This is a genomic window from Rhizobacter sp. J219 (assembly GCF_024700055.1).
Lineage (GTDB): Bacteria > Pseudomonadota > Gammaproteobacteria > Burkholderiales > Burkholderiaceae_C > Rhizobacter.
The window spans coordinates 2,949,918-2,971,416 of record NZ_JAJOND010000001.1; the positions used below are offsets into that span (position 1 = coordinate 2,949,918).

Consider the following 21,499-nt stretch of genomic DNA (forward strand, 5'->3'; position numbering starts at 1 on the left):
CTTCGATCGAACGTTTGCTAGTGGCAACGGGACTTGCGCGGCGAAGGACTGCTATGGGTCGAGAGCAGCCCTTCGCGTATCTCTACCGAACGCCGGCACCCCATGCACAGCAGTCGCCCAGCGAAATCTTCGCCAACCGCTCCATCACGACACCGCACAAAACAAGCGACACGCGACCAAGCCCACCATCGCGTGGAACGCCAATTGCTGAAAAAGCCCAACCAGGAGACATCACATGCTCAAGTGGGCCATCATCTTCTTCATCATCTCCCTCATCGCCGGCGTCTTCGGCTTCACCGGCGTCGCCTCGGGCTCGCGCAAGATCGCCAAGGTGCTCTTCGCCATCGCGCTGGTCATCTTCCTGATCGTGCTGGTGTTCGGCGTGTTGCTGGGCACGCTCGTCTTCTGACGGAATAAGCGCCCACGTCGGCACCGAATCGGGGCCGGCCACTAGTCCGTTCGTCCTTGCCGTGTGCCTTCGAGGCGCAACCTGAGCGCGACATCATCTGGTCTAGAACACCTGGAGCCCAAGCGATGTCCGATTTCGAGTTCCCTTCGTCGCGCCGTGGCGTGCTCAAAGGCAGCGCCGCCGCCGTGGCCGCTGCGTTCGGCGGCCCGCTGGCCGCACTCGCCGCCCGCAATGCCGAGGCCTGCACGGCCGCCAACGCCTCGGTGCTCGGCACCAGCCCCTACGGCGCGCTCGCGCCTGTCAACGACCTCACCACCGGCCTGCCGCTGATGCAGCTGCCGCCAGGCTTCAGCTACAAGTCGTTCGGCTGGGCCGGTGACCTGATGGCCGATGGCCTCGTCACCCCCGGTGCACACGACGGCATGGCCGTGGTGCGCCAGCGCCGCGTGGGCCGCAGCACCGAAGCTCGTGCTGATCCGCAACCACGAGCGCTCGACCAGCACCAACGTCAGCAACATCATGGGCCGCACGCTCGCCAACGTCGCCAAGTGGGACGAAGGCACCACCAGCGGCAACTACCAGATCGGCGGCAACACCGCGCTCGTGTGGCGCGATGGCAGCTGGGTCGAGAGCTACACCGTCTTCGGCGGCATCTACCGCCCCTGCGCCGGCGGCGCCACGCTGTGGGACAGCTGGCTCTCCAACGAAGAGATCCGCAGCAACTCGGTCAGCACCACCGGCCGCCGCCACGGCTATGTGTTCGAAGTGCCGGTGAACCCGGGCGATGCCAACCCCAACCCCATCGTCGGCATGGGCCGCATGGCACACGAAGCCAGCGCGATCGACCCCGACACCGGCTACTGGTACCTCACCGAAGACCAGGGCAACGCCAACACGCTCTACCGCTTCATGCCGAGCAACGTGGACGGCGGCCTCAACTCGCTGCACGCCGGCGGCCAGCTGCAGGGCCTGCGCGTGCGCAACGTGATGAACGCCGACCTGCGCCTGCCCCTGCTCTGCCAGGAGTACGACACAGAATGGGTCGACATCGCGAACCCCGACCTCGACGGCGCGAGCCTCTCGTCGGTGGTGGGCACCGTGTCGGCGAGCGGCCCCTACCTGCAGGCCTATGCCAACGGCGCGGCCATCTTCGGCGCGACCGAAGGCTGCTGGGTGGCCGACGGCAAGGTCTACTTCACCGACAAGCAGGTCACGAGCAACCCACGCCGCAGTGGCCGCGTGTGGTCGCTCGACATCGCCACCGGCGTGCTGAAGGCGATCTTCGTCGGCGACGACATCACGGTCGGCAACTCGCCCGACAACATCTGCGTGAGCCCGCGGGGCGGCCTGCTGTTCTGCGAAGACGGCAGCAGCTCCGGCCTCAACGCACAAGGCCAGACGGTCACGCTGCCCGGCCAGCGCCTGATGGCCCTGCGGGAAGACGGCACCACCTATGCCTTCGCGCAGAACAACTACTCGTTCACCGCGGCGCAGCTCGCCGCCGTGGGCAAGCCCAACGCCCCGACCGGCAACCAGCGCAGCACCGAGATGGCCGGTGCGTGTTTCAGCCCCGATGGCCGCGTGCTCTTCGTCAACCTGTACCACGGCGTCACCGTGGCGATCACCGGCCCCTGGGCCCGTGGCACGCTGTGATGGGGCCCCACAACATGAAGAACTTCGCCAAGAAACTCGCCCTCGCCGCGGCCCTGGCCGCCTCGCTGCCCGCCAGCGCGGCCATGGTGTCGGTGGTCGACCTCGCGGGCAACACCGACTTCATCGACTTCTCGGCCGAGGGACTCGCGGCCTTCGACCTCGGGCTGCTGAACGTGAACACGGTGCGCCTGTCGCTCAGCTTCACCGCCGCGGAAATCGCCGCCGGGTCGGTGGCCTTCAACACGCAGCTGGCCAACCTGAGCGGCCTCGGCGTACCCGGCGTGCGCTTCGGCTTCGGCACGCTGGCGGTGACGCCGGGCACTGTGCGCGGCGGCTTCGACAACGCCGCCTACGCCGTGCAGGCCGGCAGCGGCGAGATCGTCGCCCTGCGCACGGCCGGCCTGGAGTACTACAGCGCCGTGGTCGGTGACCCGCTGCTGAGCGGCGCCCCGCTCGTCGACTGGACCATCGACACCAGCGGCCTGAGCGCCAGCACGGCGTACGACCTCAACGTGGCAGCCGTGCCGGTGCCGGGCGCTGCGCTGCTGCTCGCCAGCGGCCTGGCCGCGCTGGGCGTGGGTGCACGCCGCCGCCGCGAAGCGAAACGTTGACGCCACCGCAAGCCCCTCTCCCACCGGGAGAGGGGTGAAGCGCGCTCAGAGCAGGTCGTAACGGTCGAGGTTCATCACCTTGACCCAGGCCCGCACGAAATCGTTGACGAAGACCTGCTGCCCGTCGCCCGAGGCGTAGACCTCGGCCAGCGCGCGCAGCTGCGCGTTCGACCCGAACACGAGGTCGACGGCGGTGGCCGTCCACTTGATCGCGCCCGTCTTGCGGTCACGCCCTTCGAGCACACCGCCGCCGCTCTCGGCGCGGGCCCACTGGGTGCGCATGTCGAGCAGGTTGACGAAGAAGTCGTTGCTCAGCGTCTCGCTCTTGTCGGTGAAGACACCGTGCTTCGCCTGGCCGTGGTTGGCGCCGAGCACACGCAGGCCGCCGACGAGGGCTGTCATTTCGGGGGCGCTCAGCGTGAGCAGCTGGGCCTTGTCGATCAGCAGCTCGGCCACCGAATCTTCAAGACCCTTGCCCTTCTTCACGAAGTTGCGGAAGCCGTCGGCGACCGGCTCGAGGTACTGCATCGCCTCGACGTCGGTCTGGTCCTGCGACGCATCGGTGCGGCCGGGCGAGAACGGCACGGTGATGTTGAAGCCGGCCTTCTTCGCCGCGGCTTCGACGGCGGCCGAACCGGCCAGCACGATCATGTCGGCGATCGAGATCTTCTTGCCGCCGGTCTGCGCGTCGTTGAAGGTCTTGCGAACCGCTTCGAGCTTGGCGAGCACACGGCTGAGTTCGGCGGGCTGGTTTGCTTCCCACTCCTTCTGCGGCGCGAGGCGGATGCGCGCGCCGTTGGCGCCGCCGCGCTTGTCGCCACCGCGGAAGGTGGAGGCCGAGGCCCAGGCGGTGCTCACGAGCTGCGAGATGCTCAGGCCCGAGGCGAGCACTTGCGCCTTCAAGGCCGTCACGTCTTCGTCGCTGACCAGCGGGTGGTCGACCTCGGGCACCGGGTCCTGCCACAGCAGCACTTCGTTCGGCACGAGCTTGCCGAGGTAGCGCGAGCGCGGGCCCATGTCGCGGTGGGTCAGCTTGTACCAGGCGCGAGCGAAGGCGTCGGCGAGCTGGTCGGGGTTCTGAAGGAAGCGGCGCGAGATCTTCTCGTAGGCCGGGTCGACCCTGAGCGCCAGGTCGGCAGTGGTCATCATCGGCGCGTGGCGCTTCGTCGGGTCGTGTGCATCGGGCACGGTGCCGGCACCGGCGCCGCCCTTGGGGCGCCACTGGTGGGCGCCGGCGGGGCTCTTGGTCAGCTCCCACTCGTAGCCGAAGAGCGTCTCGAAGTAGCTGTTGTCCCACTTCGTCGGCGTCGGCGTCCACGCGCCTTCGATGCCGCTCGTGATGGTGTAGACGCCCATGCCGTTGCCGAAGGCGTTCTTCCAGCCCAGGCCCTGGTCTTCGACGGCACCGCCTTCGGGATCGCAGCCGACGAGCTTGGCATCACCCGCGCCGTGCGCCTTGCCGAAGGTGTGGCCGCCGGCGACGAGGGCGACGGTCTCTTCGTCGTTCATCGCCATGCGCTTGAAGGTCTCGCGGATGTCGCGTGCCGAGGCCAGCGGGTCGGGGTTGCCGTTGGGGCCTTCGGGGTTGACGTAGATGAGGCCCATCTGCACGGCGGCCAGCGGGTTGGCGAGGTCGCGGTCGCCCGCATAGCGCTCGTCGCCGAGCCAGGTGGTTTCGGGGCCCCAGTAGATGTCGGTCTCGGGCTCCCAGATGTCGGCGCGGCCGCCGGCGAAGCCGAAGGTCTTGAAGCCCATCGATTCGAGGGCAACGTTGCCGGCGAGGATCATCAGGTCGGCCCACGAGAGCTTCTTGCCGTACTTCTGCTTGATGGGCCACAGCAGGCGGCGCGCCTTGTCGAGGTTGCCGTTGTCGGGCCAGCTGTTGAGCGGGGCGAAGCGTTGCGCGCCGGTGCCGGCGCCGCCGCGGCCGTCCTGCACGCGGTAGGTGCCGGCCGAGTGCCAGGCCATGCGGATGAAGAACGGCCCGTAGTGGCCGTAGTCGGCGGGCCACCAGTCCTGCGAGTCGGTCATCAGGGCGTTGAGGTCCTTCACGACGGCATCGAGGTCGAGCGTCTTGAACTCACGCGCGTACTTGAAGTCCTCGCCCATCGGGTTGGCCTTGGCCGAATGCAGGTGGAGGATGGCGAGGTTGAGCTGATCGGGCCACCAGTCGCGGTTGCCTTTGGCGCCGGCGGCGGTGTGCTTGCGTTGCGGTTGTTGTGCGCCCGAGAACGGGCACTTGGCTTCGGTCGACATACTTGCCTCCTGTGTTGACGACGACTGCGGGTGAGAGCCGTGATGGTCGGCGGCCGCCCCCAGGGGGTCAATTTGGAGCTGGCAATGGTGTCGATAGGTGGGGCTGGCAATGGGCCCGATAGCCGGGCCGTGCCAGCGGTGTAGGCTTGCGCGCCATGCAGATCCCGCGCTTTCGTCGTGCCTCCTGGGCCCTCGGCCTGTTCGCCGTGCTCGTCGCCGGCCCCTCGACGTCCGCCGAACCGACGGCCCACTTCGCAGGGCTGTGGCAAGACTGCACCAGCTTCCCCGGCACTTGCTACGGCTACCGGTTGGCGCAGGAGGGTGCGCGTGTCTGCGGCTCGCTGACCGAAGCACCGGCCGCTGGCGATGCGCCGCGCCGGCATGGCCACATCCGCGGCGTGGTGCAAGGCAGTTTGCTCGCGCAGGTGGCGGTGTGCGGCGTCGAGTCGCGCAGCGCATGCCCGACGGTGCTCGTCTCCAACCGCCGGGGGCTGCTGCGCTGCGGCGACACCATGGCCGAGACGGGCGGCCGGCGCTACACCTGCGAGGAATGGGCGGCGCAGAAGCAGCCGAGCGCCTACCAGCGCGTGAGCGCCGAAGCGTTCAACCAGCGCTTCGGCGCGGCGCCGCCCTCGTTGTGCGAGGTGGCGGTGACGCCCGAGGCCGGCGCACCACCGCCGTCGAAACAGTGAACGCTCAGCGCGGCTGCTTGACGATGCGCAGGTAGGGCCGCGGGGCCTTCCAGCCGTCGGGGAAGAGCTTCTTCGCGTCGTCGTCGCTCACCGAGCCGGCGATGATCACGTCGTCGCCCTGCTTCCAGTTGGCGGGCGTGGCGACCTTGTGCTTGGCGGTGAGCTGCAGCGAGTCAAGCACGCGCAGGATCTCGTCGAAGTTGCGGCCGGTGGTCATCGGGTAGGTGAGCATCAGCTTGATCTTCTTGTCGGGGCCGATGATGAAGACCGAGCGCACGGTGGCGTTGTTCGCGGCGGTGCGGCCGTCGGACGTGCCGGGCTCTTCGGCCGGCAGCATGTTGTAGAGCTTGGCCACCGCGAGGTCGGTGTCGCCGATCATCGGGTAGTTGACGGCGTGGCCCTGCGTTTCCTGGATGTCGATCGCCCATTTGGCGTGGTTCTCGACCGGGTCGACCGAGAGGCCGATGAGCTTGGTGTTGCGCTCCTTGAAGTGCTTCTCGATACCGGCCATGTAGCCCAGCTCGGTGGTGCACACGGGCGTGAAGTCTTTCGGGTGCGAGAAGAGCACGGCCCAGCTGTCGCCGATCCACTCGTGGAAGCGGATGGGGCCTTGCGTCGTCTGGGCGGTGAAGTCGGGGGCGGTGTCGTTGAGGCGAAGTGACATGGTGGGCTCCTGGTCAGTGGGTTCCGCGCAGCGTGTTCGCTCGCCGGAACCTGCGACCTTATCCAAGCCTCGACCGCCTTGCCACGAATGTTTTCGGTGGTGCTTCTGCGCTCGCGGTCATTCGCCGCGGGGCGCCTCGGCCTCGGCGAGCGCCTCGTCCAGCAGCGTGAGCGCGGCCAGCGCGAAGGCGAGCATGTTGGGCACCCGCTCGGCCGCGCCGGTGCGCAGCAGGCGGTCGCGGCACACCGGGCCGTCGACGGCGAGGCAGGTGTGGCCGGCCGGGTCGCCGTAGGGGTTGCCGTTCGGGCCGGCAGCGCCGGTTTCGGCGAGGGCCCAACTGGCGCGGAAGCGCTCGCGCTGGTGCCGGGCCATCAGCTGCGCATACGGCACGGTCGACGAGCGCAGGCCGGCCATGTCGTCGGCGGTCAGCGTCGTGAAACGGCGGAAGGCGCGGCGGGTGTAGACCACGGCGCCGCCAAGGTAGTACTCGGAGGCACCGGCGCGCGACAGCAAGGCCGCCGAGACCAGCCCGCCGGCCGACGACTCGGCGACGGCGATGGTCTCGCCGCGGGCGACGAGCCGGTCGCCGATGCGTTCGCCGAGGGCGAAAAGCTCGGGGAGGCCCGTCACGCGATGCGCCCTGGCGACGGTGCGGCTTACTTCGACGCCGCCGAGGCCGCCGGCGCAGCAGCCGGCGCCGACGCCGCCGAGGCCAGCTCGATCTTGGCCGCAGCCTTCAGCGCGTCGATCTGCTTGCGCATGTTCTGCTGCTGCAGCTGCTGGCTGAGCTGGGGCTTCACCGAGTCCAGCGGCGGCGGCTCGATGGGACGCGAATCCTCGAGCAGGATCACGTGGTAGCCGAACTGCGTCTTCACCGGCTCTTCGGTGATCTTGCCCTTCTCCAGCTTGCCGAGCGCAGCGCCGAACTCGGGCACCATCTGCTGCGGGTTGAACCAGCCGAGGTCACCGCCATTGCCCTTGGAGCCGGGGTCCTTGCTCTTCTCCTTGGCCAGCTTGTCGAAGGCGGCGGGCGTCTTCTTCAGCGTGGCGATGATGGCCTTGGCATCGGCCTCCTTCTCGACCAGGATGTGGCGCGCCTTGTATTCGGTGCCGGCCGCCGAGGCCTTCAGGCGGTCGTACTCGGCCTTCAGCATCTCGTCGGTGACGGGGTTCTTCTTGATCCAGTCTTCGACGTACGCGTTGGCGAGGGCCGACTGGCGCACGGTCTCCATCTGGTTCAGGTAATCGGGCGACTTGTCCAGGCCCTGCTTGACCGCCTCTTGCGCCACCACCGACTGCAACACCAGGCTGTCGACGAGGGCCTTGCGTGCCTCCGGCGGCACCGGCTGGCCGTTGCTGCGCTGCTTGATGACCGCGTCGACCTGGCCTTGCGAGATGGCGACCCCGTTGACCGTGGCCTCGGCGGGGCCGGTGGCGGCAGCGGGCTTGTCGTCCTTGCGCGCATTGCAGGCGCCGAGGGCCAGCAGGGAGGCGGCACTGATCAGAAGGAGGCCGGATTGGATGGTTCGCATGGGAGGTCCTCGGTCGGGTTGAATAACCGCGCAGTATCGCAACATGTGGAACTCGCCTTCGGGTTCCCCAATCTGACGACAATCCCGCCACCTCTGCAGCCACGGAAACACACCATGAGACACCTTCTCCTCAGCACCTTGATCGTCGTGTTCGGCCTCGGCGCCGTGGCCGAAAGCGTAGAGGCCAAGCGGTTGGGCGGTGGCTCCAGCTCCGGCTTCAAGCGGCAGACGCCGCCCGCACAGCCGGCCCAGCCCGTGCCGGCCAAGCCCGACGCCCCCGGGGCCACCACGCCCGCGGCCAATCCGGCCGCCGCCGCAGCGCCGGGTGCTGCCGCTGCCGCCGCAGCCCCCAAGCGCTCGTGGATGGGCCCGATCGCAGGCCTGGCCGCCGGCCTCGGCCTGGCCGCGCTGGCCAGCCACCTCGGCTTCGGCGCCGAGCTGGCCAACTTCATGATGATCGCGTTGATGGCGATCGCGGCCATCTTCCTGGTGCGCTTCCTGATGCGCCGCTTCGGCCCGGCCGCCCGCACGCCGGCACTCGCCACGCCCCAGGGCGGCATGCAGTTCGCCGGCAATGGCCCGTCGATGGGCACACCGGCCGCATTCGGCTCCGGTGGCGCTGGGCAGGCGCCGTTGACGCCGAGCGCCGTCCCCGCCCAGGGCGGTACGCTGCCGGCCGACTTCGATGCCGCGGCCTTCGTGCGCGTCGCCAAGCTGATCTTCATTCGCATGCAGGCGGCCAACGACGCCGGCAACCTCGACGATCTGCGCCATTTCTCCACCCCGGAGATGTTTGCCGTCTTCCGCCTCGACCTGCAGGACCGCAAGGGCCAGGCGCAGAAGACCGACGTGGTGCAGCTTGACGCCGAGGTGGTCGACTACGCTGAAGAGCGCGATCAATACGTCGTCAGCGTGCGCTTCCACGGCCTGGTGCGCGAAGAAGCCGAGCACGCCGCCACCGCATTCGACGAGGTCTGGCACCTGGTCAAGCCGACCGACGGCAGCCGCGAGTGGGCCATCGCGGGCATCGCGCAGAACAGCACCGCCGCTTGACGTTCTCCTCGGCCACCGGCGCTGCCCACGAGCCCGGTGGCTGAGCTTCGCGCCCTGGTTGGGGTGCTGGGCGACCAGCTCGCCCCCGGCGCGTCAGGATTCGATGTCGGGAGGCGGGAAGCGTGAAGACCGACCGCCTCTGCGGCTCAAGCTTGCCCCGCGCAGGCCGATAGATTCGCGAGGAACCCGGAACCCTGATTGATGGCCGTGCACCGGCTCACGGGCGGATCCGTTTCCCCGGAATGCCTCTCGGTTTGCAGCCATGGATACGACTCAACGCCCCCCAGCTCCCGCAGGCGCACCGCCGCGCGGCCTGGGGCTGGCTCGCCGGGTCTATCTGCCGCGCACCGTCGGTCTCGGCATCGGGTCACTGTGCGCCGGCGCGGGCATGTACCAGGCCAACGCACCCGTGTGGATCTGGACTGTCATGCTGGTCTACTGCGCCGTTTGGCCCCACCTCGCGTACCAGATCAGCACCCGCTCGGCGTCGCCCTTTGACGCCGAACGCCGCAACGTCCTGATCGACTCGTTCGGCGGCGGCGTCTGGGCCGTGGCGATGGCCTTCAACGTGCTGCCGAGCGTGCTGCTGTTGGCCGCCCTCGCGCTGAACAACGTGGCGACGGGTGGCGTCAAGCTCTTCGGCAAAGGGCTGGTCGCGCATGTCGCGGGCGCGAGCGTCGCGGTGCTGGCACTCGGGCTGAAGTTCCAGCCGGAAACGAGCTTCGTGACCATGCTGTGGTGCGTACCTTTCCTGCTGAGCTACCCGCTCGTGCTGGGGGTCGTCATGTACCGTTTGTCGGTCGAATTGAGCCGGCGCAAGCACGAAGTCCGTGGCGGAGAAACGCCGTGCCGATGAAGCGAACCTCACCAAGACCCGGGTTCTGGCCGAGCTGGCCTCGCGCGACGAGCTCACCGGGCTCTACAACCGCCGACACATGAGCGAATTGCTCGCGCAGCACCGCCTGGCCTGCAAGCGCGCGGGTGACGGCTTCGCGGTGGCACTGGTCGACCTGGATCACTTCAAGCGCATCAACGACACGCATGGCCACGCCGTGGGCGATAGCGTTCTGCGCGCCTTTGCCGAGCAGGCCGGCGAGGTGATGCGCGCCTCCGACACCATCGGGCGCTGGGGCGGCGAGGAGTTCATCGTCATCTACTCGCGCAGCACCGCTCACGAAGCGGCCCAGGGCGCGGCCCGGCTGTGCGAGCGTGCGGCCGCCGCAGTCGTCAGGGCACCGAGCGGTCAGGCGGTGACGTTCACGGTGTCCGTCGGGGTCACCGAACACGCGCCGCCCGAGTCGGTCGATTCGCTGGTCGAACGCGCCGACCGTGCGATGTACGAAGCCAAGTCTCAGGGTCGCAACCGGGTGATCACGCTACCCAGAGCCGGGACAGCCACGACAACCTGACGCGAGTTGCGGCGCGGCCCGCGTCAGGTCTACCTCGCCAACACCGGCCGCAACGCCGCCCCTGTGTGGCTCGCCTTCACCTTGACGAGCGACACCGGGTCGGTGGCCGAGACCACCGTGCCCCCGGCCGAGCCACCCTCGGGCCCCATGTCGATCACCCAGTCGGCCTCGGCGATCACGTCGAGGTCGTGTTCGATGACGACGACGCTGTGGCCGCCATCGACCAGGCGATGCAGCACGCGGATCAGCTTCTCCACATCGGCCATGTGCAGGCCGACCGTCGGCTCGTCGAGCACGTAGAGCGTGTGCGGCGCCTTCTGGCCTCTTCGCGTCACGTCGTCTCGCACCTTCGTCAGCTCGGTGACGAGCTTGATGCGCTGCGCTTCGCCGCCGGAGAGCGTCGGTGACGGCTGGCCGAGCGTGAGGTAACCCAGGCCCACATCTTTCATCAGCTGCAGCGGGTGCGCGATGTTGGGCATCGACGCAAAGAACTCCACCGCCTCGTCGATCTCCATCTGCAACACGTCGCCGATGCTCTTGCCGCGCCAGGTGACGGCCAGCGTCTCGGGGTTGAAGCGCGCGCCGTGACACACGTCGCACGGCACCTTCACATCCGGCAGGAAGCTCATCTCGATGGTGCGCATGCCCTGCCCTTCGCAGGCCGGGCAGCGGCCTTCGCCGGTGTTGAAGCTGAAGCGGTTGGGTGCGTAGCCGCGGGCGCGGGACTCCAGCGTGTCGGCGAAGAGCTTGCGGATCACGTCCCAGAAGCCGATGTAGGTCGCAGGACAGGAGCGCGGGGTCTTGCCGATGGGCGTCTGGTCGACTTCGAGCACACGGTCGATCTGCTGCCAGCCATCGATGCCGTCGCAGCCCTGCCATTTCGGCTTCGCGCCACGGGTGTTGATGAACTGCAGGTTGGCGAGCAGCACGTCGCGGGCGAGCGTGCTCTTGCCGCTGCCGCTCACGCCGGTGACAGCGACGAGGCGGTGCAGCGGGAACGGCACGTCGACCTGCTGCAGGTTGTGCAACGAGGCGTTGCGCAGCAGCAGTTGCGGCTGGTCGGCGCCGATCTCGCGGCGCGTTTGCAGCGGGTGCAGCAGCGGCTTCGCAAGGAAGCGGCCGGTGATGGAATCGGCCTGCGACGAGATCTCGCTGACCGTGCCCTGTGCCACCAGCCGGCCGCCGCGCTTGCCGGCACTCGGGCCGATGTCGATGATGTGGTCGGCGCGCCGGATGGTGTCTTCGTCGTGCTCCACCACCACCAGCGTGTTGCCCTTGTCGCCGAGCTTGTGCAGCGCGTTGAGCAGCACCTGGTTGTCGCGGGGGTGCAAGCCGATGGTGGGTTCATCCAGCACGTAGCACACACCCTGCAGGTTGCTGCCGAGTTGCGCGGCGAGGCGGATGCGCTGCGCTTCGCCGCCGCTCAGCGTCGGCGCGGCGCGGTCTAGCGTGAGGTAGCCGAGGCCCACCTCTTCGAGGAATTCCAGGCGGTTCTTGATCTCGACGACCACGTCGCGGGCGATCTCGGCATCGCGCCCGGTGAGCGTCAGCCCTTCGACCCACTCGCGGCACTGGCTCACCGACCACTGCGCGATCCAGGCGATGGAGTGATCGTCGAAGGTCACGGCGCGCGAGACGGGATTGAGGCGCGTGCCGGCGCAGATCTCGCAGGGTGCATCGACCACGCCTTCGACCTCGGCCTCCTCGGCCGGGAAGCTTTGCTCGCGGCCCTGCTCGTCGCGCTCGATCACCGAGTCGTCATAAGCCTTGCGCTGCTCCTTGGTGAGCGCAAGGCCGGTGCCGACACAACCGGGGCACCAGCCGTGCTTGCTGTTGTAGCTGAACATGCGCGGGTCGAGCTCCGGGGTAGCTCGTGCCGCAGGTCGGGCAGGCACGCTTGGTGGAGAAGACCTTCACGTTGCCGATGCGCTTCGTGCTGCTGCCGGCCATCAGCGCACCCTTCAGGCCATCGAGCGGGGTGAGCAGGTGCATCACGCCCTTGCCGAGGTCGAGCGCCTGGGTGAGCAACGCGCGCAGCTCGGGTTCGTTGTTGACGCTCACCACCAGGTCGCCGACTGGCAGCTCCAGCGTGTGCTCCTTGAAGCGGTCGAGACGCGGGAACGGGTCGACGGGCAGGAACTCGCCGTCCACGCGCAGGTGCGTGTGGCCGCGCTGCTTGGCCCATTTCGCGAGGTCGGTGTAGACGCCCTTGCGATTGACGACCAGCGGCGCCAGCAGGCCCACGTGCTGGCCTTTGTGGTCGCGGACGATCTGCGACGCGATGCTCTCGGCGCTCTGCGGCTTGACGGGCGAGCCGTCTTTCACGCAATGCTGGATGCCGAGCTTGACGTAGAGCAGGCGCAGGAAGTGCCACACCTCGGTGGTGGTGGCCACCGTGCTCTTGCGGCCACCACGGCTCAGGCGCTGCTCGATGGCCACGGTGGGTGGAATGCCGTAGACCGCATCCACCTCCGGCCGGCCCGCCGGCTGCACGATGCTGCGCGCGTAGGCGTTGAGCGATTCGAGGTAGCGGCGCTGGCCTTCATTGAAGAGGATGTCGAACGCGAGCGTGCTCTTGCCGCTGCCGCTCACGCCGGTGATCACGCTGAACTTGCCACGCGGGATGCTGACGTCCATCGACTTCAGGTTGTGCTCGCGCGCATTGACGATGCGGATCGATTCGTCGATCGGCTGGCGCAGCACGGTCTGCAGCGGGCGGCCCTCTTCCACGCGCAGCTGGCCGTTGAGGCCAAGCGCGCGGTCGTAGGCGGCCAGGGCACGGCCGGTGTGCGAGGTCGGGTGCTGCTTCACGTCTTCGGGCGAACCGACACACACCACTTCGCCGCCGCCCTCGCCGCCTTCGGGGCCGAGGTCGATCAGCCAATCGGCCGCGCGGATGACGTCGAGGTTGTGCTCGATCACCACCAGCGAGTGGCCCGCTTCGAGCAGCTTGCGGAAGGCGCGCATCAGCTTGGCGATGTCGTCGAAGTGCAAGCCGGTGGTGGGCTCGTCGAACATGAAGAGCGTGCCCTTCTTCGCCACCGCTTGCTTGCTGGCCGTGGCGCTCTGCGCGGCTTCGGCCAGGAAGCCGGCGAGCTTCAGGCGCTGCGCTTCGCCGCCGCTCAGGGTCGGCACCGGCTGGCCCAGCTTCACGTATTCCAGACCGACGTCGAGGATGGGCTGCAGCACGCGCAGCACCTCGCGATCCTGGGCGAAGAGTTGCACGGCTTCGCTCACCGTGAGCTCGAGCACATCGGCCACGCTCAGCTCGCGCATCGCTTCGCCGGGCAGGCGTCGGTCGATCTTCACCTCCAGCGTCTCGGCGCGGTAGCGGGTGCCGTCGCAGTCGGGGCAACGCAGGTAGATGTCGGAGAGGAACTGCATCTCCACATGCTCGAAGCCTGAGCCGCCGCAGGTGGGGCAACGCCCGTCGCCGGCGTTGAAGCTGAACATCGCCGCGCTGTAGCCGCGCTGCTGCGCGAGCGGCGATTGCGCGAAGAGTTTGCGGATCTCGTCGAAGGCGCCGACGTAGCTCGCCGGGTTGGAGCGCGCCGTCTTGCCGATGGGCGACTGGTCGACGAAGACCGCATCGCTCAGCCAGTCGCCGCCCAGCAGGCGATCGTGCTCGCCGGGCGTTTCGGTCGCCTTGCCGAAATGGCGGGCGAGCGCGGGGTAAAGCACGTCTTGCATCAAGGTGCTCTTGCCCGAGCCCGAGACACCCGTCACGCACACCAGCCGCTGCAGCGGGAACTCGACCGTCACGTTCTTCAGGTTGTGGTCGCGCGCCCCTTCGAGGATGAGGCGCGGCGTGCTGTCGGTGACGAGCCGCTTCATCCCCATGCCGACCTGCTTGCGCGCGCCGAGGTAGGCGCCGGTCAGCGTGTCGGCCTCGCGGATGGCCTCGGGCGTGCCGTCGAACACGATCTGCCCACCGCGCTCGCCGGGGCCGGGGCCCATGTCGATCAGGCGGTCGGCCGCGAGCATGACCGCGGGGTCGTGTTCGACCACGACCAGCGTGTTGCCGGCATTGCGCAAGCGGTGCATCGCTTCGACGATGCGGTCCATGTCGCGCGGGTGCAGTCCGATGCTCGGCTCATCGAGCACGAACATGGTGTTGACGAGCGAGGTGCCGAGCGCCGTCGTCAGGTTGATGCGCTGCACTTCGCCACCCGACAGCGTGCGGCTCTGGCGGTCGAGCGTGAGGTAGCCGAGGCCCACGTCGCACAGGTATTTCAAGCGCGTGCGGATCTCGTCGAGCAGCAGCTTGAGCGCGTCGTCGAGCAGGCTGCTCGGCAGCGAGATGCCGTCGAAGAAGCGCCGGATGCGGTCGATCGGCATCAGCATCAGGTCGTGCACCGTGAGGCCGGGCAAGGCTTCGAGCTGCGCACGCGACCAGTCGACGCCTTGCGGCATGAAGCGCTTCTCGGGCGCGAGCACGCCATCCGCATCGGCCTTGCTGCCCATGCGCCACAGCATCGCTTCGGTCTTCAGCCGCGCGCCATTGCAGGTCGGGCAGGTGGTGTAGCTGCGGTACTTGGACAAGAGCACGCGGATGTGCATCTTGTAGGCCTTCGATTCGAGGTACTCGAAGAAGCGCTTGATGCCGTACCACTGCTTGTTCCACTGGCCCTTCCAGTGAGGCGAGCCGTTGATGACCCAGTCGCGCTGCGCTTCGGTGAGTTGCGACCACGCGGTGTCTCGCGGGATGCCCGCGTCGGCCGCGTGGCGCAGCAGGTCGTCCTGCGACTCCTTCCAGGCAGGCGTCTGGATGGTCTTGATCGCGCCCGCCCGCAAGGTCTTGCGGTGGTCGGGAATGACGAGCCCCCAGTCGACGCCGATCACGCGGCCGAAGCCGCGGCAGGCCTCGCACGCGCCCATCGCGCTGTTGAAGGAGAAGAGCGCGGGCTGCGGGTCGGCGTATCGGATGTCGCTGTCGGGGCAGTGCAGGCCGGTGGAGTAGCGCCAGAGTTGCGGCTCCGAGCCCTCTTCAGCCGGCAGCACGTAGACGTTGACGCGACCGCTGCCGCGCTTGAGCGCCATCTCGATGGCCTCGATCGCCCTCACCTTCTCCGTGCCTTGCAGGCGGAAACGATCGGCCACCACGTCGAGCACCTTGCGCGGCCCAGTGGGCGACGCGACCTCACGCTCGGCCTGCACGCGGGTGAAGCCGCTTGCGGCCAGCCACTGCTCGATCTCGGCGGGGGTGGTGTTGGCCGGCAACTCCACCGGGAAGGTGATCACCAGGCGCGGGTCGCCCTCTTTCGTGCGCGCCATCAGCTCGGCGTAGATCGTCTCCGGCGAGTCGTGCCGCACGAGCTGCGCCGTCTTCCTGTCGAACAGCTCCGAGGCGCGCGCAAAGAGCAACTTCAGGTGGTCGTTCAGCTCGGTCATCGTGCCCACCGTCGAGCGCGAGGTGCGTACCGGGTTGGTTTGGTCGATGGCAATCGCCGGCGGCACGCCATCGACCCGGTCGACCGCCGGGCGGTCCATGCGGTCGAGGAACTGGCGCGCGTAGGCGCTGAAGGTCTCGACGTAGCGGCGCTGGCCTTCGGCGTACAGCGTGTCGAACACCAGGCTGCTCTTGCCCGAGCCGCTGGGCCCGGTCACCACCGTCATCTCGCCGGTGCGGATGTCGAGATCGAGGTTCTTGAGGTTGTGCTGGCGGGCGCCACGGATGCGGATGAGGCCGGAGGTCATGGGGTACGGGAGGCGCGCAGACGAGAAGGGGCGGAAATTCTAGGAGCCGGTACTCACAAGCCCGTTTCGCGGGGCTTTGGCAGTTGGGCGTCAGGAACACAGGCGTCGACACGACGCCCCCTCTCTTGGGGGAGTTTGGAGCACACGCGTGCACTTCTACAAAACGCCCCGATAGACTCGACTGGCTGGTCCCCCGGGGGGCCGCAGTCCACAACGACATGTCTCGATTCTGGGAGGGTATTCATGAGACTCTGGAAGACCACGATCGCGTGCGCCGCCTCGGCGCTGGTGCTGACCCTGATGGCCGGTTGCGGCGGCGGCGGTAAAGGCCACGGGCACGGCCCCTGCAACACCGCCGGCGGCTGCGGCAACAGCGGCGGCGGCAATGGCGGCCCCAACGCCACCACCATCTCAGCCCAGCCGCAGAACCAGACGGCCCTGACCGGTGCCACCGCCACCTTCACGGTCACCGCCACCGGCACCGACCTGCAATACCAGTGGCTGCGCAACGGCACCGCGATCACCGGCGCCAACGCGGCCAGCTACACCACCCCGCCCGTGAGCCACACCGACCATGCGGCGCAGTACAGCGTGGTCGTCGCCGGCAAGCACGGCACGGTGAGCAGCACGGCGGCAACGCTGACGCTCACGCTGAGCCCCGACCAGCAGATCTTCGAGGAAAGCATCCTCGCGGCGAACGACTCCTCGTACCGCATCCGCTGGAACCTCAACTACTCCGGCCCGCAAAACCCCGGCATCAACTTCGCGTACTCCGAGCACGGCAACCTCACGGCCTCGCCGCTGACGGCCGGCCCGCAGGACGTGACACCGACCGTGCCCTTCAACATCACCACCACCTTGCCGGTCGTGAACCCCCGCCCGACGCGCGTGCTGAAAGACGGTGCCGTGCTGGTCGTGCCTGCCGTGCAGGAAACGCGGCGCTACACCTATGTGGGCAGCCACGTCCGCGCGGAAAGCCTCGCCGCCGACGGCACCACCGTCGCCTATTCGTACATCCTGAGCGACTACTCGAAGGTGGCGCTGAGCGGCGCGGTGGCGTCCACACCGGCCGAGATGGCGCAATGGTTCAACTCGTTCTGGTCCAACGCCGCCATCCTGACCGCCGGCGCCCAGTACGACGCCGGTGCCGCGTACACCAAGTACACGTCCACCAACGAAGGCGACCGCTACGACGCGTTCGACTGCACCACCGCGACGGTGACGGCCAACATCAGCCCCTGCATCAGCAACACCACGCTGCAGGCCGCGATGACCACCGGCATCCCCTCGAACGCCGACGCCCGCACCTACACCCTGGCCGACGGCGTGCTGACCACGGTGGGCGGTGTGCCGGTGTGGGTGGCGAACGCGCCGCGCCCGGTGGCGGCCACGCTGACCTCCACGGTCACGTACCGCATCTACTTCGAACTGAACGGCAACGTCTACACCGGCGCGCTGACGCGTGACGGCGCGGTGGTCGGCGGCACGTACTACGTCGCCAACCCGGGTGCACCGGCCGTCGAGGACCGGCTGGTGTTCTTCCCGTACCAGATCCGCCTCAACAAGGCCGCACACGACAGCCTGAAGAACGCGCTGGCCCTCTGAGGCCCGCCAGGGCCGGCGCCGCGGGGCGCCGGCCCCACCCACAAGGACGTTACGTCCGTGTGGCGCGACGGGAGTCGCGCACGACGACCACAATAGAGGCCCGACCCCCAAGCTTCGCGCCCCGTGGCCCTCGACCCCATGCCTGACACCCTGCAGCAACTGCTGTCCACCGGCGCGGACGGCGCCACCGCCATTTCCGCACCCGGCCGCCCGCCGCTGAGCTACCGCGAGCTGCGCCAGCTCGTGCAGGCGACGCTCGCGAGCCTCAACGCCCTCGGCGTGGGCCGCAACGATCGGGTGGGCATCGTGCTCAACAACGGCCCCGAGATGGCCACCTGCTACATGGCCTGTGCCTCGGGCACGACCAGCGCGCCGCTCAACCCGGCCTACCGTGCCGACGAGTTCGAGTTCTACCTGTCCGACCTGAACGCCAAGGCGCTGATCGTCGAACAGGGCAGCAGCTCGCCCGCCATCGAGGTGGCCCAGAAGCTCGGCGTGCGCGTGGTCGACCTGGTGGTGCCGGCCGGGGCGCCCGCCGGCCACTTCACACTGCAGCCGCGCGAGGCCGGGCCCGCCAGCGCCACCCCGAACGGCGGCTACAGCCAGCCCGACGACATCGGCATGGTGCTGCACACCTCGGGCACGACCTCGCGGCCGAAGATCGTGCCGCTGTCGGTGGGCAACCTCTGCGCCTCGGCCGCCAACATCCGCCACACGCTGCAGTTCAGCGCGCAGGACATCGGCCTCAACATCATGCCGCTCTTCCACATCCACGGCCTCATCGCCGGCGTGCTGGCGCCGCTGTCGGCGGGCTCGCAGGTGTTTTGCACGCCGGGCTTCAACGCGCTCAAGTTCTTCGCATGGATGGATGAAGCCAAACCGACCTGGTACACCGCCGTGCCCACGATGCACCAGGCCATCGTCGGCCGCGCCAAGGGCAATGCCGAGGTGATCGCGCGCAACCCGCTGCGTTTCCTGCGTTCGAGTTCGTCGTCGATGCCGCCGCAGGTGATCAAGGAGCTGGAGGAGATCTTCCACGCGCCGCTGATCGAGGCCTACGGCATGACCGAGGCCACGCACCAGATGGCCTCGAACCCGCTGCCACCGCTCGCGCGCAAGCCCGGCACGGTGGGCCTGCCCGCCGGCCCCGACGTGCAGATCATGGGCGAAGACGGCGCCCTGCTCGGCGCGGGCGAGGTGGGCGAGATCGTCATCAAGGGCCCCAACGTCACGCGCGGCTACGAGAACAATCCCAAGGCGAATGCCGAGGGCTACCTCAACGGCTGGTTCCGCACCGGCGACCAGGGCACGAAGGACGCCGACGGCTACATCAGCATCACCGGCCGCCTGAAGGAAATCATCAACCGCGGCGGCGAGAAGGTGAGCCCGCGCGAGGTCGACGAGATCCTGATGGACCACCCTGCCGTCAACCAGGTGGTCTGCTTCGGCCTGCCCCACCCCAAGCTCGGCGAGGAGGTGGCCGCGGTGGTGGTGCTGAAGGAAGGCCAGACGGCCACCGAACGTGAACTGCAGGAGTTCGTGGGCACACGCGCCGCCGACTTCAAGGTGCCGAAGAAGATCCTCTTCATGGACGAGATTCCGAAGGGCGCCACCGGCAAGCTGCAGCGCATCGGCCTGGCGCAGAAGCTCGGGCTGACATGAAGATCGCGATCGTTGGCGCCGGAGCCATCGGTGGCTACCTTGGGGCCAAGCTCGCGTTGTCAGGCGAAGACGTCACCTTCATCGCCCGCAACCAGAACCTCGCCGCGATCAACGCCCACGGCTTCAGGCTCATCCTGGAAGACGGCCGCGAGCAACACGCCACGCAGGTGCGCGCCGTGCAGGCGATGGCCGACGCCGGCCCGCAAGATGCGGTGCTGCTCACGGTGAAGGCGCATCAGGTGAAAGACCTGCTGCCCGAACTGCGCGCGCTCTTCGGCCCCGAGACCGTGGTCGTCACCATGATCAACGGCCTGCCCTGGTGGTATTTCCACAAGCTCGCCGGCCCCTATGAAGGCCAGCAGTTGGAAAGCGTCGACCCCGGCGGCGTGATCGCCCGCCACATCGAGCCCGAGCGTGTGATCGGCAGCGTGGTCTACCCGGCCGCCGAGCTGCTCGCGCCCGGCGTGGTGAAGGTGATCGAAGGCAACCGCTTCACGCTCGGCGAGCCCGACGGCAGCCGCAGCCCGCGCATCGAGGCGCTGTCGCAGGCCCTGATGAAAGCCGGTTTCAAGGCACCGGTGAGCAAAGACATTCGCGGCGAGATCTGGGTGAAGCTGTGGGGCAACCTGAGCTTCAACCCGATCAGCGCGCTGACGCACGCGACGCTGCAGGACATCTGCCGCTTCCCCGCAACCCGCGAGCTGGCGGCCCAGATGATGCGCGAGGCGCAGGCGCTGGGCGAAAAGCTCGGCGTCGAATTCAAGGTCTCGCTCGACAAGCGCATCGCGGGTGCCGAGGCCGTGGGTGCGCACAAGACCTCGATGCTGCAAGACGTGGAAGCCGGCCGCGCGCTGGAGCTGGAAGCGCTGGTCGGCAGCGTGCGCGAGCTGGGCCGCATCACCGGCACACCCACGCCGACCATCGATGCGGTCTACGCGCTGGCGAGCCTGCTGGGCAAGACCCTCGCCGATCAAAAAGGTCGTCTGCCCCTGCAGCCGGTGTGAACAACGGCACAAGCGCATGGGCGTCAAACGCCCACCTGTACGTAGTTGCACTCGCCACAACCCACCTCCACTGCCTAACATCCGTCCCACTCTTTCGGAGGGTCAACATGAAGAAGCTGTGGTTGGCGACGTTGTGGGGCGTGGCGTTGGGGATCACTTCGCCGGCGTGGGCTCAGATCAGGATCGGACAAACCGCCGGTTTCAGCGGCGCCGTGGCCGCCTCGGTGAAAGAGGCGACCGACGGCGCCAAGCTGTATTTCGATGCGGTGAACGGGCGCGGCGGCGTGAACGGCCAGACGATCGAGCTGGTGTCGCTCGACGACAAGTTCGACCCCAAGCTCGCCGTCGCCAACGCCAAGGAGCTGATCGACAAGGGCGTGGTCTGCCTGTTCCTCAACCGCGGCACGCCGCACACGCAGGCGATCATGCCGCTGCTCACCGAGCACAAGATCCCGCTGATCGGCCCGTCGACCGGCGCGATGGTGCTGCACCAGCCGGTGCACCCTTGGCTCTTCAACGTGCGCGCCACTTACCAGCGCGAAGCCGAGCGCGCGATCTCGCACCTGAGCCTGATCGGCGTCGACCGCATCGCCATCATCCACGTCGACGACAGCTTCGGCGCCGACGCGGTGCAGGGCGCGCTCAAGGGCCTGAAGTCGGTCAATAAGGAGCCGCTGGCGCTGGAGAAGTACGACCGCGCCAAGCCCGACTACAGCGCCATCGCGCCACGCGTGGCGAGCAAGGAGCCGCAGGCCATCATGCTGATCGGCTCGGGCACGGCGATCATCGACGGCATGAAGGCGCTGCGCGCGGCCGGCTCGAAGGCGCAGCTCGTGACGCTCTCGAACAACGCCTCGGCCGGCTTCGTGAAAGAAACCGGCCCCATCGCGCACGGCGTGGTGGTGAGCCAGGTGTTTCCCTACGAACGCTCGATCGCCTCGCCGGTGGTGAAGGAAGCGATGGAACTCGCCAAGGCGAAGAACGTGGAACTCTCGCCCATCATGCTGGAGGGCTACGTCTCGGCCAAGGTGGTGGTCGAGGGCCTGCGCCGTGCCGGCGCCAACCCGACGCGCGACAGGCTGCGTCGCGCACTGGAAACCTTCAACCGCTATGACCTCGGGGGCCTGGAGTTGAGCTATTCCGCCACCGACCACACCGGCCTCGATTACGCCGACCTCTCCATCATCGGCCCCGACGGCCGGTTCAGGCGTTAGCCCCCCAGTCGCTGCGCTCCTGCCCCCAGGGGGCGACC

The 21,499-nt window shown here is 68.3% G+C and carries 15 protein-coding genes and 1 pseudogene; 11 read left to right on the forward strand and 5 right to left on the reverse strand.

Features of this window, described 5'->3' with window-relative positions; all coding sequences use genetic code 11:
* Positions 1-235 precede the first annotated feature (235 nt).
* The 3 genes from LRS03_RS13625 (at position 236) to LRS03_RS13635 (ending at position 2,673) form a co-directional block, all read left to right on the forward strand.
* Positions 236-409 (forward strand): DUF1328 domain-containing protein, encoded by a 174-nt coding sequence (locus LRS03_RS13625; protein WP_257826036.1) that lies wholly within the window; start codon positions 236-238, stop codon positions 407-409.
* Between the two features lie 390 nt (positions 410-799).
* Complete coding sequence (locus LRS03_RS13630) at positions 800-2,062, forward strand: PhoX family protein (RefSeq protein WP_257826038.1); 1,263 nt, start codon at positions 800-802, stop codon at positions 2,060-2,062.
* Between the two features lie 14 nt (positions 2,063-2,076).
* The gene (locus tag LRS03_RS13635) at positions 2,077-2,673 is read left to right on the forward strand and encodes a hypothetical protein (protein ID WP_257826040.1); all 597 of its coding nucleotides are present in this window, start codon (positions 2,077-2,079) and stop codon (positions 2,671-2,673) included.
* A gap of 45 nt (positions 2,674-2,718) precedes the next feature.
* Here LRS03_RS13635 and katG read toward each other — a convergent pair whose 3' ends face one another.
* Positions 2,719-4,929: a catalase/peroxidase HPI gene (gene katG / locus LRS03_RS13640; RefSeq protein ID WP_257826042.1), complete on the reverse strand. Its 2,211-nt coding sequence runs from the start codon at positions 4,927-4,929 to the stop codon at positions 2,719-2,721.
* Between the two features lie 155 nt (positions 4,930-5,084).
* On the opposite strand from katG, the gene LRS03_RS13645 reads away from it, so the two are divergent.
* Positions 5,085-5,621 carry a hypothetical protein gene (locus LRS03_RS13645; RefSeq protein WP_257826044.1) on the forward strand — a complete coding sequence of 179 codons (537 nt, stop codon included), beginning with the start codon at positions 5,085-5,087 and terminating at the stop codon, positions 5,619-5,621.
* A 4-nt stretch (positions 5,622-5,625) separates the two neighbouring features.
* On the opposite strand, the gene LRS03_RS13650 is transcribed toward LRS03_RS13645, so the two are convergent.
* The 3 genes from LRS03_RS13650 to LRS03_RS13660 all read right to left on the reverse strand — a co-directional run bounded on the left by LRS03_RS13650 (position 5,626) and on the right by LRS03_RS13660 (position 7,817).
* Positions 5,626-6,285: a peroxiredoxin gene (locus tag LRS03_RS13650; RefSeq protein ID WP_257826046.1), complete on the reverse strand. Its 660-nt coding sequence runs from the start codon at positions 6,283-6,285 to the stop codon at positions 5,626-5,628.
* A gap of 117 nt (positions 6,286-6,402) precedes the next feature.
* Positions 6,403-6,915 carry a CinA family protein gene (locus LRS03_RS13655; RefSeq protein WP_257826048.1) on the reverse strand — a complete coding sequence of 171 codons (513 nt, stop codon included), beginning with the start codon at positions 6,913-6,915 and terminating at the stop codon, positions 6,403-6,405.
* A gap of 26 nt (positions 6,916-6,941) precedes the next feature.
* Positions 6,942-7,817 (reverse strand): peptidylprolyl isomerase, encoded by an 876-nt coding sequence (locus LRS03_RS13660; RefSeq protein ID WP_257826050.1) that lies wholly within the window; start codon positions 7,815-7,817, stop codon positions 6,942-6,944.
* A 114-nt stretch (positions 7,818-7,931) separates the two neighbouring features.
* Here LRS03_RS13660 and LRS03_RS13665 point away from each other — a divergent pair, with 114 nt between their 5' ends.
* From LRS03_RS13665 to LRS03_RS13675, 3 genes are all read left to right on the forward strand, one after another.
* On the forward strand, positions 7,932-8,870 hold the full coding sequence (locus tag LRS03_RS13665; protein ID WP_257826051.1) for a Tim44 domain-containing protein: 939 nt from the start codon (positions 7,932-7,934) through the stop codon (positions 8,868-8,870).
* A gap of 262 nt (positions 8,871-9,132) precedes the next feature.
* Positions 9,133-9,726 (forward strand): MASE2 domain-containing protein, encoded by a 594-nt coding sequence (locus LRS03_RS13670; protein ID WP_257826052.1) that lies wholly within the window; start codon positions 9,133-9,135, stop codon positions 9,724-9,726.
* Complete coding sequence (locus LRS03_RS13675) at positions 9,701-10,279, forward strand: GGDEF domain-containing protein (protein WP_257826054.1); 579 nt, start codon at positions 9,701-9,703, stop codon at positions 10,277-10,279. The genes LRS03_RS13670 and LRS03_RS13675 overlap by 26 nt, the downstream gene beginning before the upstream one ends.
* A gap of 29 nt (positions 10,280-10,308) precedes the next feature.
* Here LRS03_RS13675 and uvrA read toward each other — a convergent pair.
* Positions 10,309-15,976 (reverse strand): annotated as a pseudogene (gene uvrA, locus LRS03_RS13680) (excinuclease ABC subunit UvrA).
* Positions 15,977-16,219: 243 nt separating this feature from the next.
* On the opposite strand from uvrA, the gene LRS03_RS13685 reads away from it, so the two are divergent.
* The 4 genes from LRS03_RS13685 to LRS03_RS13700 all read left to right on the forward strand — a co-directional run bounded on the left by LRS03_RS13685 (position 16,220) and on the right by LRS03_RS13700 (position 21,461).
* On the forward strand, positions 16,220-17,581 hold the full coding sequence (locus LRS03_RS13685; RefSeq protein WP_257826056.1) for a hypothetical protein: 1,362 nt from the start codon (positions 16,220-16,222) through the stop codon (positions 17,579-17,581).
* Positions 17,582-17,719: 138 nt separating this feature from the next.
* Entirely contained in the window at positions 17,720-19,243 is a 1,524-nt protein-coding gene (locus LRS03_RS13690) for an acyl--CoA ligase (RefSeq protein ID WP_257826057.1), read from the forward strand.
* The gene (locus LRS03_RS13695) at positions 19,240-20,247 is read left to right on the forward strand and encodes a 2-dehydropantoate 2-reductase (protein WP_257826058.1); all 1,008 of its coding nucleotides are present in this window, start codon (positions 19,240-19,242) and stop codon (positions 20,245-20,247) included. The genes LRS03_RS13690 and LRS03_RS13695 overlap by 4 nt, the downstream gene beginning before the upstream one ends.
* A gap of 107 nt (positions 20,248-20,354) precedes the next feature.
* Positions 20,355-21,461: an ABC transporter substrate-binding protein gene (locus LRS03_RS13700; RefSeq protein WP_257826060.1), complete on the forward strand. Its 1,107-nt coding sequence runs from the start codon at positions 20,355-20,357 to the stop codon at positions 21,459-21,461.
* Positions 21,462-21,499: the final 38 nt, after the last annotated feature.

What these genes read in the sequence shown, in the direction of transcription:
- LRS03_RS13665 (WP_257826051.1), top strand. Translation starts at nt 7,932, where the DNA reads ATGAGACACCTTCTCCTCAGCACCTTGATCGTCGTGTTCGGCCTCGGC.
- LRS03_RS13635 (WP_257826040.1), top strand. Translation starts at nt 2,077, where the DNA reads ATGAAGAACTTCGCCAAGAAACTCGCCCTCGCCGCGGCCCTGGCCGCC.
- LRS03_RS13625 (WP_257826036.1), top strand. Translation starts at nt 236, where the DNA reads ATGCTCAAGTGGGCCATCATCTTCTTCATCATCTCCCTCATCGCCGGC.
- LRS03_RS13645 (WP_257826044.1), top strand. Translation starts at nt 5,085, where the DNA reads ATGCAGATCCCGCGCTTTCGTCGTGCCTCCTGGGCCCTCGGCCTGTTC.
- LRS03_RS13695 (WP_257826058.1), top strand. Translation starts at nt 19,240, where the DNA reads ATGAAGATCGCGATCGTTGGCGCCGGAGCCATCGGTGGCTACCTTGGG.
- katG (WP_257826042.1), bottom strand. Translation starts at nt 4,929, where the DNA reads ATGTCGACCGAAGCCAAGTGCCCGTTCTCGGGCGCACAACAACCGCAA.
- LRS03_RS13660 (WP_257826050.1), bottom strand. Translation starts at nt 7,817, where the DNA reads ATGCGAACCATCCAATCCGGCCTCCTTCTGATCAGTGCCGCCTCCCTG.
- LRS03_RS13670 (WP_257826052.1), top strand. Translation starts at nt 9,133, where the DNA reads ATGGATACGACTCAACGCCCCCCAGCTCCCGCAGGCGCACCGCCGCGC.
- LRS03_RS13650 (WP_257826046.1), bottom strand. Translation starts at nt 6,285, where the DNA reads ATGTCACTTCGCCTCAACGACACCGCCCCCGACTTCACCGCCCAGACG.
- LRS03_RS13690 (WP_257826057.1), top strand. Translation starts at nt 17,720, where the DNA reads ATGCCTGACACCCTGCAGCAACTGCTGTCCACCGGCGCGGACGGCGCC.
- LRS03_RS13700 (WP_257826060.1), top strand. Translation starts at nt 20,355, where the DNA reads ATGAAGAAGCTGTGGTTGGCGACGTTGTGGGGCGTGGCGTTGGGGATC.
- LRS03_RS13685 (WP_257826056.1), top strand. Translation starts at nt 16,220, where the DNA reads ATGAGACTCTGGAAGACCACGATCGCGTGCGCCGCCTCGGCGCTGGTG.
- LRS03_RS13630 (WP_257826038.1), top strand. Translation starts at nt 800, where the DNA reads ATGGCCTCGTCACCCCCGGTGCACACGACGGCATGGCCGTGGTGCGCC.